Source organism: Litoreibacter sp. GN1-5, assembly GCF_055693805.1.
This window is the reverse complement of sequence record NZ_JBVFUP010000002.1, coordinates 52271-69290: the sequence shown is the minus strand read 5'-3', so window position 1 is coordinate 69290 and position 17020 is coordinate 52271. Positions and strand designations below refer to the sequence as shown.

Here is a 17020-nt window from a genome sequence, read left to right as displayed (position 1 = left end):
ATTAGTCTACTCGGAATACTGGCTTGAAGCCGTCTGGTGCCAAGGTTGAAGTAGGATCAAACTTGTCCACGTTGTCATTGCTGACAACGTAAAGTTCCGGGCCAACATGTTTTTCGAAAGGTTTGCCCTCAAGCGCTCGTACAGCAATATCCACTGCAATCCGGCCTTGGACAGCAGTTGAGTCCGTTGGAGCAGCCAAGATCTGGCCGCGCTTGATGCCCTGATACACGCCAGGCGTGAAGTAGTAGGCGGCAACTTTGACTTGCTCGGTCAAGCCTTGCGAGCGGAGGATCGGGACAGCCGCTTCGGCGGTCACGGCAGTACCCACAACGTAGTTTAGGTCAGGATGAGCCGCCAACGTGTCTTCAACAAGCTTGGCCTGAACCTCTTTGCCTGTGTCACCATACTTGGTTTCGACAAGTTCGATCGCGCTGCCTTTGATGGCCTCTGCAAATCCGGTGTTGCCCGCTTCAACCCAGCCCGCTCCTGCTGGTCCAGGGAACCAAGCTACTTTGACAGGGTCGGAACCTGCCGGATGGAGTTTAGCGAGATATTCGCCTGTTTTAGCACCCATTTCACCGAATGAAACGAGAGATTTTGCGGTCAGCTCCGGTGAAGAAATGCCGTTGATCACATCGATGACAGGGATGCCTTTGCCAGCAATTTCTTTGACTAGATTGTTGATACCGTCAGCTGAGATCGCACCAATGATGACAGCGTCTGCACCGGCGGCAACACAGTCTTCGATCTGAGAGATTTGCTTGTTCAGCTCGGTATAACCGCCTGCTTCGACAACTTGCATCTTAACACCAAGACGTTTGGCTTCTTCGGTGACACCGTAGTTTACGCCCAGCCAGTAGGCGTCCTTCATGTGCGGAAACGAAACGCAAATCTCGTGAGCGCTTTCCGCTTTGTCCAGCGCTTCGTATTTGATGTCTTTGCGTGGGCTTTTCATATCGAACGCAGGTTCCCAAACCTGAACAGGATAGGGGTACCAGTTTTCTGCAGTTGCAGATGTTGCAGCGACGGCGGTGAAGGCCGCGGTTGCCATTAGACCAAACATGATCTTCTTCATGATGTTTCTCCCTTGAGAAGTTCCTCTGGAGGAGCACTGAAATTAATCCGGTGTTCCGTTTCCGCGGCAGACTTGTCCTCCGACCAATTTGCTGCGCAGGCAGAGTGTGGGAGACTTGTCTAATATTGTAAAATACGTATTTTGAGTTGTTATTATCGTTTTTTCACATACAATGACCATCCAAATAGTACATGCATTGTGACGTTTCTGTGACATCAAAGCGCCCCAGAAATCTTAATTTATCAATGTAATCAAGGGATTTTTTGGACTATGGATGACGCGGCTGAAAGGATAATTGTCTAAGGTCAATGCGTAACTAAGTCTAAAGTGTGAATCGGAATTAAGCATAAAGTGTATTGGAGAAACAGATGGAACCATCACTTCGGCAAATACGATACTTCATTGCAGCTGCCAATGCGGGACAGATATCCAAGGCAGCAATGAACATAAACGTGTCGCAGTCGGTGATTACGACAGCGATTAAATCATTAGAGGATTTGGTCGGAACGAAGCTTTTTGAGCGACACTCCGCTGGAGTATCTTTGACCTATGAAGGTAACCTGTTTCTCGAGCATGCGACGCATATCATTGAATCAGTTGAGGAGGCCGTTCGGATCCCGCGCCGCATTCGCGATGACGTGAGCGGTTCGATCAACCTTGCAGTCTCATACACTGTCGGAGGATATTTCTTGCCAACCTACCTATCTCGTTTCATGCGTGCGTTTCCGAATGTGAAGGTCAATCTTTCAGAGGCTGACCGGGTCAACATCGAGGAAGGACTGGTAACGGGTGGGTTTGATCTTGCCGTTATGCTCACATCAAACCTCGTGAATCACGAAGAACTGTCGCATGATATCCTGCTCAAAAACCGGCGTCGCCTTTGGGTTGATGCGCACCACAAGTTCTTAAAACAGCCATCAGTTTCATTGCAGGATATCTCAGCCGAACCGTACCTCATGCTGACTGTGGACGAAGCGAGCAATACCGCTCAGCGATACTGGAACCGTACACCTTATAAGCCAAATACGATTTTTAGAACCTCTTCTGTTGAAGCGGTTCGGAGCATGGTCGCAAACGGGATGGGCGTATCCATTCTCTCAGATCTTGTGAGCCGGCCTTGGTCTTTGGAAGGTCGCCGTGTCGAACTTCTGGAAGTTGCAGAAAAGGTACCAACTATGGATGTTGGATTGGCTTGGGCAAACTCCCATTCACAAAACACTGCGGGCAAAGCTTTTATCGAGTTCATGCAGCTCGCGATGGGTGTGGAACAGCATCAATCCGGATCTTGAGAAGATCATGTCATTAAAAGAAAGGACAATTTGATGGAGCAACCAGATCTGAAAAGCGAACACCTGATTGAAAGTGAGGTCGCGCTAAGAAAGCTTTTTCCGCGACAGCACCCGTTAGCGGTTCAAAAGTGTCAAGATTACTTGGACAAACATGCCAAAGACTTCATTGAGCGGTCTCCGTTTCTTTGCATCGGCACGCATAGCGACGGTCGAGCAGATGTCAGCCCTAGAGGTGATCCGGTCGGCTTCGTTAAAGTCTTGAACGACAAAACTATCGCGATACCGGACAGACCTGGAAACAACAGGCTCGATACTCTCGTCAATATTCTTTCCAATCCGGCTGTCGGCTTGCTTTTCATGGTTCCAGGTTTTGACGACACCATGCGGGTCAACGGGACGGCCAAAGTGACGCGTGACCCAGAGATACTGGAGCTTATGAGTGTCAAGGACAGGGTGCCGAACGTCGCCATTATCGTATCAGTGACAGAGGTGTTTATCCACTGTGCGAAGGCCTTCCGTCGCTCGAAGCTGTGGGACTCTGATCAACATCAAGATCGTTCCGAGATGCCTTCTATCGCACAGATCATTCTCGAACAGACGGCCGGATTACCGGAAGATCCATCCGAAATGGCGAAAATCGATGCTGAGATCGAAGATGAGTACAAGAAAACGCTATACTGACGGCATGGATTAAATCAAAAAACGGAGGCTGCAGGGCATGTGTGGAAAGGCGAAAGCTGGGACGGCATTACCAACCGAGTTTATTCATAACGAGCGGGCTCGAGTAACCGAGTGGCGCTTCATGAAGCGGGGCGACAACACTGGCTGGCATCGACATGAATACGACTATGTAGTTATTCCTCTGTTTGACGGATTTCTTGAGATCGACAACGGGAATGGATCTATCACCAAGGCTCAAATGAAAACAGGTGTTCCCTATTTTCGCAAAATGGGCGTCGAACATGACGTCATCAATGGCAACGATTTTGAGTGCCGGTTTGTTGAGGTTGAAATCATTTAGCGTTTCGTTCCCCCGTTGCTGTCGCGCACGTTTTCCTGCACCTGCTGGCAGTCAATGGATGCTAAAATCTTTGAATATTTTGCGCAGTTGCTCACTGAAGCTCGACAGGTATGTTTTCAGGTCAGTGGTAGGTCACACACAGTATTGGTAAATCCGATATTGTTGTTCTGGAATAAGAATTTTCCAAATTCACCCCCATTCGCTACTCTTGAAAGGAGCACCTGCTGCAATTTTGTCTGGTGTTTCGAAGAAACGTAAGAGATTTATCAGGGGACCCGCAGGATGCAAACTGCCAACAAAGACGATGACGCCGGCAGACTGGTTCTAGCTGAAGATATTGAAGACGCCCTTACGCATCTGGAACGTGGTGGTTCGAGCGCCGTTGTTTTAGCTGGTGGCACATGGGTGATGCGCGGCCCTGTTCGCGGAGAAAATGATGACAAAAACTTCGTGTCACTCGCCCGTATCAAGCCGTTACATCAGCTGGACTTGTCTGACGAAGCGCTCACCATCGGCAGTATGATTACACACGATACCTTGGCGAAATTCATTCAGGATATTCCGCACTTGAAGTGTCTGGCGCAGGCTGCGTCAAACTCCGCCAATCCCGCAATACGCAGAGCAGCAACCGTTGGTGGCAACATCAGTACCCGAGACTTTTTGCAGCCGATCTTGTGCCGGCACTTCTGTGCCTCGAAGCCCTGATTGAGATCCAAACCCAAGATGGGAAGACGGAAATTTCAATTTCTAATTTTTTGAGCACGCGCGCCCAAGAACGAAAGACACAGATTGTCACACGCATCATTGTCCCACGCTCAGTTCGCTCGACAACGATGAGCAGCCATTCCCGCATCCTCATCAGAAAGGCAGGGGACTATCCGGTCGCCAATCTTAGTCTCTCCTTGGATCTGGATGATAAGGGTACAATCGAAGCTGCACGGGTCGCGGTCGGCTCGGTCGAACCAGTCGCAAAACGATGGACCAGCATGGAAAATGTGCTTTCCGGACAGAACGTCTCCAAATCTGATTTTAGAGCTCTGGCAGAACCACTGACTGACGATTTCGATGCTCGTGATGGCGTAGATGCGCCGGGTTGGTATCGCATCAAGGTACTGCCGAAGCTTTTGGCAGATGCTGTCGCGCAAATTAGCAATCAGTACGAACTGCAAGGGGTGAAACAATGAAGATTTCAGTGAACGGGGAAGTCAGGGTCTTTCATGGCGATCCGCGGACACCTTTGCTTGACGTTTTGCGCGATGAATTCCGCTTAACAGGATCAAAGGCCGTTTGTGGTGAAGGATTTTGTGGAGCATGTACCGTCTATGTCGATGGAGAGCCGATGATGTCCTGCCTTCAGCCGGTAGGAGTTCTTGGTGAAACCGAGATAACGACAATCGAAGGTCTATCAACCGTTGATGAGCTCAATTCAGTTCAACAGGTGTTTGAAGATTTTGATGTTGTTCAATGCGGAATGTGTTTTCCCGGAATGGTCATGACTTTGACCTCCTATCTGAAAACCAACCCTGCACCCGCAAGAGCAGATGTGAAGTCCGCTTTGACCGGGAACATCTGTCGTTGCACCGGTTATGAGCGGATTATTGATGCGGTGATGTCCATGCAACAAACAGACTTGGAGACGGCGCAATGAACGAGCGATTCAATCCAAAAGATGCCGTGATGGATTTCCCGCGACGCGATGCTCGAGACAAGTTGCAGGGTCGTACGAAGTATACAGTTGATGTTGGCGGATCTGAAGTCATACATGCCGTTCTCTTGCGGTCAGAGGTTGCATGCGGACGTATCAGCAAACTGGACACGGACGTCGCATCGAAGATGCCGGGTGTCAGGGCCATTGCTACCCACTCAGACGCCCCAGGTCTGCATGGTATTGGCATTGCTGACCATCCCGTATTTGCGGGTGATGTCATTCGTTATCACGGTGAACCGATCGCTGCGATTGCAGCCGATACCATTGCGCAAGCGCGTGCCGCAGCCCGAGCCATAAGTGTCACAATCGACGTTGAACAACCTGTGCTGACTATGGAGCAAGCGTTGAGCGATAACGCAAAACTCGTTCATCCCGATTGGCAAAATTATGAGATCTTGTTTGAGGGCGCTGCACGTGGTGGCAATGTGGCTTGGGAAGCGACCGTCGAGCGCGGCGATACAAAGGAGGCCTTTTCCCGAGATGATGTCACCATTGTCGAAGGCTGTTACCGCGTCGGTCGACAAAGCCATGTGCCTTTCGAGCCCCGCGCAGTCGTCGCTACATTTGAGGATGGTCGCTATCATGTCCACACATCCACGCAGGTTCCATGGACAGTGCGCCATGTAACAGCCAAGGTGCTCGGCGTTCCGGATTCACATGTTAGAGTCACGGTGCCCGCTGTTGGTGGGGGCTTTGGGTTAAAGTTTGACTGCTCGCTAGAGCCCTATGCTGCTATTCTAGCAAAAAAGACGGGCCGTAGCGTCTCACTGATCAACACGCGTAAAGAAGAGCAGATGACGTGTTTGTGTCGCGAGAATGCGGATATTCGCATTCGGTCTGCCGTCACATCAGATGGTGAAATTGTTGGACGTGAGGCCACAGTTCTCATGGACTGCGGTGCCTATGGCGGCGAACAGGTCTTCCTGACGACTATGAGCGCCCATACGCTTGGCGGCAATTATCGCTTGGGTTCAATCAAACTTTCCAGCCAAGCAGTGTATACGAACACACCGCCGAATGGAGCCTTTAGAGCCTGCAACGGTGTCTACAACACCTTTGCACTTGAGCGGCACACTGACGAGATTTGTGACGCCATCGATATGGATCCGATTGAGTTTCGGCTTCGCAATGTCGTGGGCGACAAAGACATCGGCGCGACGGGGCAGGTGTTTGAAGGCGAGGTTCTTGCGCCGATGCTTAAACAGATGGTTGCGAAACATCCTATTCAGAAGACGGCAAGAGAACTTCCCGATGGCCGACTTTATGGTCGTGCGACGACCGTGGGCACATGGTTCATTTTTGTTGGGCCGTCAGCAGCGACCGTCAATCTGAATGCAGATGGAAGTGCAACGCTTGTAACCTCTGGTGTCGAGATCGGGTCGGGTACAATGATGCAATCATTGCCTCAGATTGTTGCAGCAAGCCTGGGCATCCATCCCGAAAAGGTCATTGTCAAAACGGCTGATACAGATGCCTCTGGCCGCGACCTGGGTGTGGGTGGGGGGCGAACGACGGTCTCAATTGGCGCAGCAAGTGCGGCGGCGTGTGACGAAGTGCGCGACAAACTTCTTTCGGTTGCGAGTGAGCTGTTACAGACGAAAAGTGATGAACTTGTACTCACCAATGGTCGTGTAGAAATTCGAGACCGCCCGGGTTCAGGAACGACTATACAAACAGTCATCCAGCAAGCCGAAATAGAATTCGGACCAGTTTCGGGAAGTGGAGCATTTACAGCACCGGGCATTCCGGCGATGCCAGGGTGTGCAGCAGGCCATTTCATTGACGCGATCGATATACCGGTTTTCGCGGTACATGATTGTGAACTGGCTGTTGATCCGGACACTGGCCAAATCGAAATATTAGCCTATCGCGTCGTTCAGGATGTCGGACGCGCCCTAAATCCACGTGCAATTCACAGTCAAATTCAAGGCGGCGTTGTGCAAGGCCTCGGATATGCGATGCAGGAAGAGATTACCATCAATGAAGATGGCGCATTCAATCAACAAGGCTTTGAAACCTACCGATTGCCAATGGCTGGTGATGTTTTGCCTATTGAATTCGATCTTTTTGAGGGCGCTCCTTCTTGTGGACCACTGGGTACAAAAGGCGCGGGGGAGGTGCCAATCTTAAATGTTGGTGCTTCCATCGCATGCGCCGTGGCTAACGCAACTGGAAAAACTGTAAGCGAGTTACCGCTCACACCAACGCGCGTTGTTTCGATTGTCGATGATCTGGAGAGGCCTCTCGATTTCGATCATATCAACGTAAAATGGCAAAAGAATACGATAGCGTTCCGATGAAACTGAGTACTCCATTGCCGTGAAATATGTGACCGATCATGATCCGCTAATTGCGCTGGCAAACAGCGAGCAAGAGGGCACGTTGGCAGTGATCAGCCATATTGAAGGACCATCATATCGCTCACTTGGCGCAATGATGGCTATAATGAATGACGGCACCATGGTTGGCACATTGTCGTCAGGTTGCATTGAAGCAGATTTAGTACATCACGCTGCCAAGGCGAAAGATCTGAATTTGCCCGTTGTCGTCAGATATGGGTTTGGGTCACCATACATTGACATCAACCTACCGTGCGGAGGCGCAATGGAAGTAACGCTTTTGCATGCACCGAGTCAGCAAACTATCGCGGAGCTCCTAGATCGCTTGGATACCCGAGAAGCGTGTTCCTTGGAAATAGACGAAAGAAGCGGTGCAATCTCTTTAAACCGTTATCGCCGGTCTACAAAAACAAGGGAAATTCTATCGATTGGTATCGTGCCAGAATTACGGTTTATCGTGTTCGGCAAAGGAGCGGAGACTGATACATTCCTATCGTTAGCCGCCAGCGCAGGGTATCCAGTGGAGTTAGTATCTCCAGACCAAGATCTATGCCTGACCGCAAAACAGGAGGGAACCCAAGCGCACTTTATCGCCAAACCAGAGTTTCCAACTGACATAAAAGTAGATCAATGGACAGCGATCGTTTTGTTTTTCCACGACCATGATTGGGAGCCGCCAATCCTCAGTTACGCTTTGAAGTCTGAAGCATTCTACATCGGAGCTCAAGGCAGCAAACGAGCCCAAGAGAACTTGATGCGGGAATTATCATTATTGAAAGTTGCACCGAAACATCTCTTAAAACTCAAGAGACCGATAGGCCTCATACCATCAGCGCGAGATGCTCGTACACTGGCCGTTTCAGTACTGGCTGAAATTTTAGCAGCGTCCAAGGATGGGATCGAATGACCGCCGTTGGATTGATCTTAGCTGCCGGCAGTTCGAAGCGCTTTGGGTCTGAAAATAAGCTGTTGGCTCAGTTCAATGGCAGACCTCTGGTTCTTTATGCAGCGGAAGCGATGAGGGGAGTCGACGTTAGTCACCGCTTGGCAGTTATTCAGGATCCGGAATTGGACAAGTTTTTCGATGGGTTCGAAATCCTTCGACCTGTTTCCCATTTGTCGGGTCAAGGTGACAACATTTCTTTAGCTGTGAGGCGCGCGATAGAGCTAAATGCGTCCAAGTTTTTGATTTGTCTCGGCGATATGCCGTTCATTCAAGCAAACGGGCTTCAAGCCATTGTAGACGAGTGTCCACAAGGAGGAGTTTCCATTGCCCGAAGCGGAGATTTAGTCTCAGCACCAGCTTGCTTTAGTGCACAAAGTTTTGAGAAACTGCAATTGCTGGCTGGAGATGGGGGTGCAGCATCTCTTGTCAGAGAAACAACAAATACGGTTTACGTAGATTTTAACCGCAGTTGTTTGAGCGATGTTGATACACGGGGTCAGCTTTCTGATTTGCAAAGCTCCATCCTGTAATTGGCAATCAAGCGGCTCTTTTTTTAATCTAGGCGTGGCTCCACGCTAGCACATTGTCATCGCTTACAAGTCGCTCTTCAAAGTGGGACGCACCGTGCTACATGCGTTTGTCGCATAATATATCTTATGGAACTTTTTTGCTAATTATATCAATAACTTAACATAAGTATCCTTATGCGATCTAGCGCTCCGTCAATCTCAGCCCAATAGATATTAGACGGCCGGCCCAACTCTGATTTTACTGCCATCTGAGAACCGAGAGTATCGAAACCGGTGTAAATTATGGGCTGGAGTACGACCTGTAGCTAGTTCTGCGACGATCTTTCCGACACCCGGCCCGATGCCAAAACCATGACCACTCATGCCTGTGGCCAAGATTACACCGTCGAGCGACGGGACACGGTCAATAATTGGGACGATGTCAGGCATCGTATCGATCATGCCCGCCCATGCGTTCTTGATCTTTGGTGTACCTATGCCAGGAAACAGCCTCGCGAACTCCTCAACGGCCTTCTTTACAGTTTTTGGATTGGGTTTTGGATCAAGGACCCGAGTTCGCTCAAATGGCGTGATCTCATCGGATCTCCACCGCCGCGGGGTCATCCATGCGTCTGGAAACTCGGATGGGCCAAACAAGTGAAACCGCGGATTATCCAAGCTCGACTTCAAAGTATGTAGATAGTGGCGAACAGACCTAACGGAATCTCGCCCCAAAAAGACATCGACTGGGTCTCTTCCATTGAGGGAATAGCCACCGTCTTCTCTTCGCCGCAGCGCGAGACCTTCGTCAATCGCCATCCCTTGCGTAACTTCAGGGAGAGGTTCGGTTCGAACGACCGTCCCTCGAAATGATAGTTGTGGCACGAAGCAGCTGTGACGCTGAAGGAACAGCGACGACCAGGCTCCCGCCGCCAGCACCACCTGCTCGGTCTTTACAACGCCATTTTCTGTAATGACGCCACACACTTCGCCAGCCTCCATTTCCAAGGCTCTTACCGCACAGTTCTCAACGATGGAGACACCCTCTTGTTGCGCGAGATCAGCGACACTTGGCACGGCCGTCCACGGCTCAGCCCGTGCATCGCTCGGCGTCCAGATCCCGCCGACCCAAGGACTTTTACTCGGCTCTGATCCGGTTGTGTGGTCGATGTGTGATTGTATGTCCTTTGACGATAGTACGTGTGTCTCCAGCTGGTGTTGATTTGCGATTTCCGTCCACTGAACAAACTTTTTCAATCGGTCTTCATCGCGCGCCAGATAGAAGCAGCCTCCTCTCACAAATCCTGTCGCACCATTGACTTGCTTATCAACGTCACCCCAGAGGCGATTGGCCTCCATTACAATGGGTAACTCATCAGCGTCCCTGCCCTGCTGCCTCAGCCATCCCCAGTTTCTGGAGCTTTGCTCAGCGGCCACCCTACCTTTCTCGAGAACGATTACCTTTAGGCCATAACGATTGGCATAAAGCGCGGTGAAGATGCCAATCACGCCGCCCCCTATGATCACGAGATCGACCGCATCAGGAAGTGGATCGGAAAACCGGATCGGCGTAAGATGCGTCAATCCGGCTTGGGACTCTTTGTTTTCCATCAGTTTGCCCTTCCTTTCGTCCTTCTTGGTTAAAGCTTACCGCAATGCTGACGTTGGGAACATGTTCAGTGACCAGTCCGCACTGAATGGAAGCCTTCTATTTCTCCAAGTTCGGCCCTAGGCATTCTGGAAAATGACATCCCTGCTCGCCATTGCGTCTACGTGCGGTGTGTCGGCACCGACAAAATCGAAGCGTAAGAATGCTACTGATTAGTGTAGATCCAAAGGATGTTCGGTTTAGACTCGTTACTCTCGCTCACGCACTCTTTTCTCTTGCCACGTAATGTTCCGGCTCAACCTCATCCAGGGTCACCAAAACAGGTGCTTGTCCTGGTCCCCATCTCGGGCTTGGGATTTCTCCGGTCAACAACGGCCGCTCCCGCCTTTGTCGGGGATCAGCGATGGGTGCGGCATCCAACAGGCGCTTGGTGTATGAGTGAACCGGATTCTCGAACACAGCTGACCGAGGGCCAAGCTCGACGATCTGGCCGAGATACATCACGGCGACCCGGTGGGCCATACGTTCAACGACGGCGAGATCATGGGTGATAAAGAGATAACTCAGCTGCATGTCCCGCTGCAATTCCATCATCAGATTGATCACCTGCGCCTGAACTGAGACGTCCAATGCCGATACAGACTCGTCCGCAAGGACAATCTGTGGCTTGAGCGTGAGAGCACGCGCTATGCAGATACGCTGTCTTTGACCACCTGAGAATTGATGCGGAAACTGCTCCATATGCGAGCGCTGCAATCCGACACGCTCGAAGAGATCACCCACGATCTGGCGCAGTTTGTCCCCCTTGCGCTCGATGCCGTGAACAAGCAACGGTTCGCCAACCGCATAGCCGACTCTCCTTCGCGGGTCGAGACTGGCAAACGGGTCCTGGAATATCATTTGCAATTCGCGGCGATAGGGTCGCAAGGCCTTTGTTCCAAGGGTCGTGATGTCATCGCCATTGAGCAGCACTTTGCCGGCAGTTGGCTCGGCCAAACGGCAAATCACTTGTGCCAGTGTTGACTTTCCGCAGCCGCTTTCGCCGACAATCGCAAGTGTCTCAGCCTTGCCAAGTTTGAGGGAAACATTCTCAACTGCATGAACTTTGGATCCGTCGCCCAACAGGAATGTCTTGGTCAGATTTTCTACCCGGAGTAATTCTGTCATTTAGTTCTCCGGACCTACATCAACCAGATCAAACATCGCGGGCTCTGTCTTGCCTTTCATCGACCCCAGACGCGGGATCGAAGCCAGGAGGGCCTGTGTGTATCTTGCTTTCGGGTTCTCAAAAATTTCGTAGACCGAGCCGGTTTCGACCAGTTTTGAATTGCGCATCACGACGATGTCATCTGCTATTTCTGCAACAACGCCCATGTCGTGTGTAATTAACATCACCGCTGCGTTTGTCTCTTTTTGCAAGGCGCGCATTAGACCAAGCATCTGCGCTTGAATGGTTACATCCAGTGCGGTTGTCGGCTCGTCTGCGATCAAAACTTTCGGATCACAGGACAATGCCATTGCAATCATAATACGCTGACGCATCCCGCCAGAGAGCTGGTGAGGGTAGTCTTCCATTACTCTCTCAGGGCGCGGTATCCTTACGCGCTCGAACATTTCAAGCGCACGGGCATAGGCATCAGATTTGTTTAATCCTTGATGCAAACGGATAGCTTCGATGACTTGGTTCCCCGTCGTGTAAACCGGGTTCAGGCTGGTCAGAGGTTCTTGAAAAACCATGGAGATGTCGTTTCCACGTATGGAACGCATCTGCGCCTCGTCAAACTTGATCAGATCGACAACCGTTCCGTCGGAGTGCTTGAAGAGTATTTCGCCTTCTACGATTTTTGCGCGTGTTCCTAGTTCGACAAGACGCATGATTGAAAGCGCTGTCACAGACTTTCCCGAGCCAGATTCTCCAACGATAGCAAGTGTTTGCCCTTCAAAGAGATCAAACGACAAATCGTTGACGGCAACGAACTGACCAAATCTAAGGGTCAGGTTCTTGACCGACAGAAGCGGCCCGGAAGCTGTCGTTTGGATCTCCATCACCGCCCCCTCAGCTTCGGATTGACGGTATCCTGGATCCCGTCACCGATCAGGCTCAGACTCAGAACGGTTAAAAAAACCATCATGCCGGGGAGTGTCACAGCCCACCAATTGCTGAGGAAATACTGGCGGTTCAATCCGACATAGTAGCCCCAGCTGAGACTGCTCGGATCGCCGATGCCGAGAAACGCAAGACCCGCTTCAAAAAGGATCGCCGTGCCCATCGTGAGCGTGCTCTGCACGATAAGGACCGGCAACGTGTTTGGCAGAATAGTGGAAAACATGATCCGAGCGTTGGAAGACCCAATGGCTCTGGCTGCTTTCACATATTCAAGATTTTTTTGCTTCAAGAACTCAGAGCGTGTTTGGCGGGCTACCGGCGGCCATGCGATGGCGCCAATGCCCAGAACAATTGTGAGCGTTGACGCACCAAACAAGGCAACAACGACAATCGCAAACAACAGCCCGGGAAGTACCTGAAAGAACTCAGTGACCTTCATCAGGATACGATCCACCCATCCCCCAAAATAGCCTGCAATCGCCCCAATCAATGCCCCTACTGACACGATCAAGAGCGCGGCAAAGCCAGCCACCTTCAATGTGGTAAGGCCTCCATGCATCACCACGATACCTACACTTCGACCGAGATAGTCGGTTCCAAAGATCGGTCCGTCTTCGGTGAATGGCGGCGTGTGGCGAGAACCGACAAAATCGCCTCTCTCAGCCGTGATGAGAAACGGAAGCACGAAGCTCACAAACAGAATGACGAACAAAAGAATGACACCAAGGACTGCTGCCTTGTTCCGGTAGAACATTTTGAGCGCTTGGTAGCGCGGCGGAGGCGCAGACATGCGCAAGGTGTCGGTTGTCAACACATCCGGTGGCCCGCCCTTGAGTGGTTGAAGATTGTCTTGCACTAGTTTTGCCCCGAAACGCGGATCCGTGGATCGATGAGCCGATAGACGATATCGGTCAGAAGATTGGCGATGATAACCGTCACAGAAACCATCGTAAGGATTGCGAGCAATACGTTTGCGTCTCTGTCAAGAACGGATTCGAAGGCCAGTCTCCCGAGACCAGGCCAAGAGAAAACGGTCTCGACAAGAATTGCGCCTGACAGTACTACGCCGAACTCCATACCGAGTACGGTCACGATGGGAATGACACCGTTCCGGAGCGCGTGTTTGAACAGAACGGTACGCTCGGAAAGACCTTTGGCGCGTGCCGTGCGGATGTAATCTGACTGCAAAACTTCGAGCATGCTGGCGCGCGACAGGCGCGAATAGGATGCAAGGAATATCACACCTAGAGAGACCGTCGGAAGAACCAGATGGCGCGCGACGTCCGCTGTTCGCTCCCAGATGCCAGCGCTGCTTGACATGCGTAGATCGACCATCCCGCTGATCGGAAGCCATTGGAGATTGACCCCGAAAATCAGCAAAAGAAGGATCCCGGTCCAAAAAACCGGCATGGAGAACCCGATCAGAGCGAAGACAGTCAGGCCGTTGCTGAAAAGGCTTTCGGGTTTTCTCGCCGCTATGGTTCCGATTGCTGTTCCGATGGAAACGGCAAAAAGGAGCGCGCAGAAGGCAAGCAAGATGGTTGGTCCAATTCGTGGAAGTATCACGTCCAGGACTGGGCGTCCCTGCGATACCGAGATGCCAAAGTCGCCCTGCAATACATTGCCAACATATGTCAGAAGTTGGGTTGGGAGAGGTTTGTCTAGGCCGTACTGCTCACGGAGAAGCACATTTACCTCTTCACGGGCATCTCCACCGCCGGCCCCAGCCAACGCATCGACTGCGTCGCCTGGAGCGATGTAAACCAGCAGGAAATTGAAAACGATCACCGCAAGGATCAGCAAGATGGATTCAACTAATTTTGCCGCAATCGCTTTCATGTTTGGTTCTCATTTCCAGCTTGGATCGATGGTCACTTTTGAACCCAGAGTTCAGCCCATGAGTCCATGAACCCCCAGATACCGTCAGGTGGGTTTTGTACGCCCGGACGAACACGAGTAGACCAGACAACGTTGACAAGAGGAATGACCGGCAAGTCTGCATTGATCATATCTTGTGCTTTGAAATAGAGTTCCTTGCGCTTTTCGACGTCAATTTCGAACGCAGCTTGCTCTAGAACAGAGTCAACTTCTTCGTTGCAGTACCAGCTCATATTGGAGAAAGCGACGCCCACCTTGCGGTTGTCGCAGTTGTAGCTGCGGTTTACACCGATAACAGGATCCCCCCAATTCCACAGGCCCACCAAAGATATCTGGTAGTCGGAGTTTTCCTTGGTGATATCCTTGAGAACCGAGACCTCGTCCGGCTTCACATCGATCTTCAGGTCAACACCTATCTTTGCCCATTGCTGCTGCAGAATTTCTGCACCCGCAGAAAGGCCTGGCTGGGTAATCAAGGTCAATTGAAGACCATCCGGATATCCGGCTTCTGCCAGAAGTGCTTTGGCTTTCTCAACATCGAGGTCGTAGCACTCGGCATTGGGATTGTAGAACGGACTCTGGCTCTGGATACCAGTGCACTGCCTGCGGTGCTGGCCAGCGAAAAACAGTTCATTGTACTGCTTCCAGTCATAGCCATAAGCGAGTGCCTGACGCACCTTGACATCGCCGATCACTTCGTCGCGCAAATTGAGCTGGATCCAGGGGATCGCACCGATGGCTTCGAACCCCTTGTCGATCACGTTGATTTTGGGATTGTTGCGCGCGGCAGCGATGTCGTCACCAGCCCAGTTGCTGACGAAGTCATAAGTACCAGCTTCCATGCCAAGGGTCAGTGTTGCCTTGTCAGGCACAATATCGATAACGATCTCGTCGAGATACGGTAGCCCCTCGATGAAAAAGTCTTCGTTCTTCACGAAACGCGCGATGTCCTTGCCGTCCCATTCGACTAGCTTGAACGGTCCCGAGCCGATGACATCCTGCGTCAGGCGCGGATGATTGGCCATGGGCTGACCGTCATTGTAGATGTGCTCTGGAATGATTGGCAGAAGGCCTGGCGACAGCGCCATCAACAACGCGGGATGCGGCTGAGACAGATTGATCGTGCAGTTCTTCGTGTCTCCTCCATCAACGCTGGTGACGGGTGCAAACATCGGTTTGAACGGGTGATTTTCCTGGCTTGTCTTGATGCTGAAGGCCACGTCGGTGCATGTGATGTCTTCTCCATCATGGAAACGCGCGTCCGGGTGCAGTTCGAAGTTGAACTGCTTGCCATCTTCGGAGAAATTCCATGTGGTTGCGAGATACGGCACCGGCTCGTAGTCATCTGACCATCGCAGCAAGCTCGCATTCAATTGCGCACCCGGAGTGTTGCGGTTACCCGAAGCCACATTGCCGATTGGATGGGTCATCGGGATGTGGAATCCGACGACGATTTTGCCGCCCCGTTGGTCTTCACCCGGAGCGTTTTCCGGATGGAGCAGATATTGCTCCTGAGCGCTCGCAGCAGATGCTACCAGCGCAAACGACACTGCAGTCGTTGCGGCGAGATATCGCCATGATTTCTTTTTCGAATAAGCAGCCATTTTTGGGGCTCCTCCCTGTTTGAGTTAGACTCGCTTTGTTCTGCCTGCAGAACCTGTGTTGTCCGTTTTGAGCGGACAGATTTTCAATCGCACACCTCGTTTCTGGGTCGCGTTGCTGTTTTTGGATCTGTCAGTGGTCGTCCATGCCCAAAGGCACCTTCTTCCTGGCAGACCGAAGCTGCGAATTTCGCGGCTTTCTCCAGTGCTTTGAGTGTGGAATCTCCATCCAGGTGGGCAACCAAGAATGCGGCAATGAACGCGTCGCCCGCGCCCAGCGTATCGACGACATCAACATCAAATATGCCTTGTTCGAAGACTTCTCCACGGTCGAGACAGATGGCCCCTGCCGACCCACGCGTAATAATGACTAGCCTTGCGCCAAGCTCGGCCACCGAACGCGCTAGACTGACTGCTTCGTCCCGACTGCCCCCTGCCTGAGACAAAACCGCAACCTCAAGGTGAGGCACGATTTTACTCAGGGAGGTTTCATCAAACTTGTCAGAAAAATCGTAGGAGAGACGACGACTCATGGACACGATTGTATCGAGCTGATCGTCCAACATACTGTTGACGCCGATGTGGACCAAATCGAATTTTTCAACATAACCCTCATCAGCGAGATATATTTTACATTCATCCGAGCTGTAGAGATGGCTTCCGTCGAACCATCGGTCATTGTCGGTGTGGCGGACGCGCGACCACGATGTTTCTCGAGCTGTCTTTCGGAGGCGCGGAGCGGGAACGTTCTCTGCGTTAAGAGCAGCCTCGATCTGCGCCCCAAATACGTCATCACCGATGCAGCCCATGTAGTGAGCGGTGGCGCCAAGACGCGCCGCATAAATCGCAAAGTTCAAGGAATTGCCGCCCGGAAACTGCAACCCGCGATCGACGTAAATGTCAATGGTGTTGTCGCCGAGGCCGAGCACACTTGGCAT

Annotated in this window: 15 protein-coding genes and 2 pseudogenes; 10 read left to right on the top strand and 7 right to left on the bottom strand. The window is 51.6% G+C overall.

What is annotated here, in order from left to right:
- Window position 1: 1 nt before the first annotated feature.
- Entirely contained in the window at window positions 2–1075 is a 1074-nt protein-coding gene (torT, locus tag ACZ1HF_RS19125) for a TMAO reductase system periplasmic protein TorT (protein WP_472659155.1), read from the bottom strand.
- A gap of 368 nt (window positions 1076–1443) precedes the next feature.
- Here torT and ACZ1HF_RS19120 point away from each other — a divergent pair, with 368 nt between their 5' ends.
- From ACZ1HF_RS19120 to ACZ1HF_RS19075, 10 genes and pseudogenes are all read left to right on the top strand, one after another.
- On the top strand, window positions 1444–2364 hold the full coding sequence (locus ACZ1HF_RS19120; protein WP_472659154.1) for a LysR family transcriptional regulator: 921 nt from the start codon (window positions 1444–1446) through the stop codon (window positions 2362–2364).
- A 33-nt stretch (window positions 2365–2397) separates the two neighbouring features.
- Window positions 2398–3045, top strand: a complete 648-nt coding sequence (locus ACZ1HF_RS19115) for a pyridoxamine 5'-phosphate oxidase family protein (protein WP_472659153.1) — start codon at window positions 2398–2400, stop codon at window positions 3043–3045.
- Window positions 3046–3082: 37 nt separating this feature from the next.
- On the top strand, window positions 3083–3385 hold the full coding sequence (locus tag ACZ1HF_RS19110; RefSeq protein ID WP_472659152.1) for a cupin domain-containing protein: 303 nt from the start codon (window positions 3083–3085) through the stop codon (window positions 3383–3385).
- Window positions 3386–3667: 282 nt separating this feature from the next.
- Entirely contained in the window at window positions 3668–4090 is a 423-nt protein-coding gene (locus tag ACZ1HF_RS19105; RefSeq protein WP_472659151.1) for an FAD binding domain-containing protein, read from the top strand.
- A pseudogene (locus ACZ1HF_RS19100) lies at window positions 4060–4140 on the top strand (hypothetical protein); the annotation flags it as partial. The gene ACZ1HF_RS19105 and the pseudogene ACZ1HF_RS19100, both read left to right, overlap by 31 nt.
- Window positions 4141–4218: 78 nt before the next feature.
- A complete protein-coding gene (locus ACZ1HF_RS19095) occupies window positions 4219–4569 on the top strand; it encodes a hypothetical protein (protein ID WP_472659247.1) in 351 nt (116 codons plus the stop codon).
- The gene (locus tag ACZ1HF_RS19090; protein ID WP_472659150.1) at window positions 4566–5033 is read left to right on the top strand and encodes a (2Fe-2S)-binding protein; all 468 of its coding nucleotides are present in this window, start codon (window positions 4566–4568) and stop codon (window positions 5031–5033) included. The genes ACZ1HF_RS19095 and ACZ1HF_RS19090 overlap by 4 nt, the downstream gene beginning before the upstream one ends.
- Complete coding sequence (locus ACZ1HF_RS19085) at window positions 5030–7393, top strand: xanthine dehydrogenase family protein molybdopterin-binding subunit (protein WP_472659149.1); 2364 nt, start codon at window positions 5030–5032, stop codon at window positions 7391–7393. Before ACZ1HF_RS19090 ends, ACZ1HF_RS19085 begins: the two co-directional genes overlap by 4 nt.
- 28 nt (window positions 7394–7421) lie before the next feature.
- The gene (locus tag ACZ1HF_RS19080; protein ID WP_472659148.1) at window positions 7422–8339 is read left to right on the top strand and encodes an XdhC family protein; all 918 of its coding nucleotides are present in this window, start codon (window positions 7422–7424) and stop codon (window positions 8337–8339) included.
- The gene (locus tag ACZ1HF_RS19075) at window positions 8336–8908 is read left to right on the top strand and encodes a nucleotidyltransferase family protein (RefSeq protein ID WP_472659147.1); all 573 of its coding nucleotides are present in this window, start codon (window positions 8336–8338) and stop codon (window positions 8906–8908) included. Before ACZ1HF_RS19080 ends, ACZ1HF_RS19075 begins: the two co-directional genes overlap by 4 nt.
- Before the next feature lie 213 nt (window positions 8909–9121).
- On the opposite strand, the gene ACZ1HF_RS19070 is transcribed toward ACZ1HF_RS19075, so the two are convergent.
- From ACZ1HF_RS19070 to ACZ1HF_RS19045, 6 genes and pseudogenes are all read right to left on the bottom strand, one after another.
- Complete coding sequence (locus ACZ1HF_RS19070; RefSeq protein ID WP_472659146.1) at window positions 9122–10498, bottom strand: NAD(P)/FAD-dependent oxidoreductase; 1377 nt, start codon at window positions 10496–10498, stop codon at window positions 9122–9124.
- A 256-nt stretch (window positions 10499–10754) separates the two neighbouring features.
- Window positions 10755–12542: pseudogene (locus ACZ1HF_RS19065) on the bottom strand (ABC transporter ATP-binding protein).
- Window positions 12542–13459 (bottom strand): ABC transporter permease, encoded by a 918-nt coding sequence (locus ACZ1HF_RS19060; protein WP_472659145.1) that lies wholly within the window; start codon window positions 13457–13459, stop codon window positions 12542–12544. The pseudogene ACZ1HF_RS19065 and the gene ACZ1HF_RS19060 overlap by 1 nt, the downstream one beginning before the upstream one ends.
- Complete coding sequence (locus tag ACZ1HF_RS19055) at window positions 13459–14442, bottom strand: ABC transporter permease (protein WP_472659144.1); 984 nt, start codon at window positions 14440–14442, stop codon at window positions 13459–13461. Before ACZ1HF_RS19055 ends, ACZ1HF_RS19060 begins: the two co-directional genes overlap by 1 nt.
- A 32-nt stretch (window positions 14443–14474) precedes the next feature.
- Complete coding sequence (locus ACZ1HF_RS19050; RefSeq protein ID WP_472659143.1) at window positions 14475–16085, bottom strand: ABC transporter substrate-binding protein; 1611 nt, start codon at window positions 16083–16085, stop codon at window positions 14475–14477.
- An 83-nt stretch (window positions 16086–16168) separates the two neighbouring features.
- Window positions 16169–17020, bottom strand: coding sequence for a PfkB family carbohydrate kinase (locus ACZ1HF_RS19045; protein WP_472659142.1), 852 nt, complete (start codon window positions 17018–17020; stop codon window positions 16169–16171).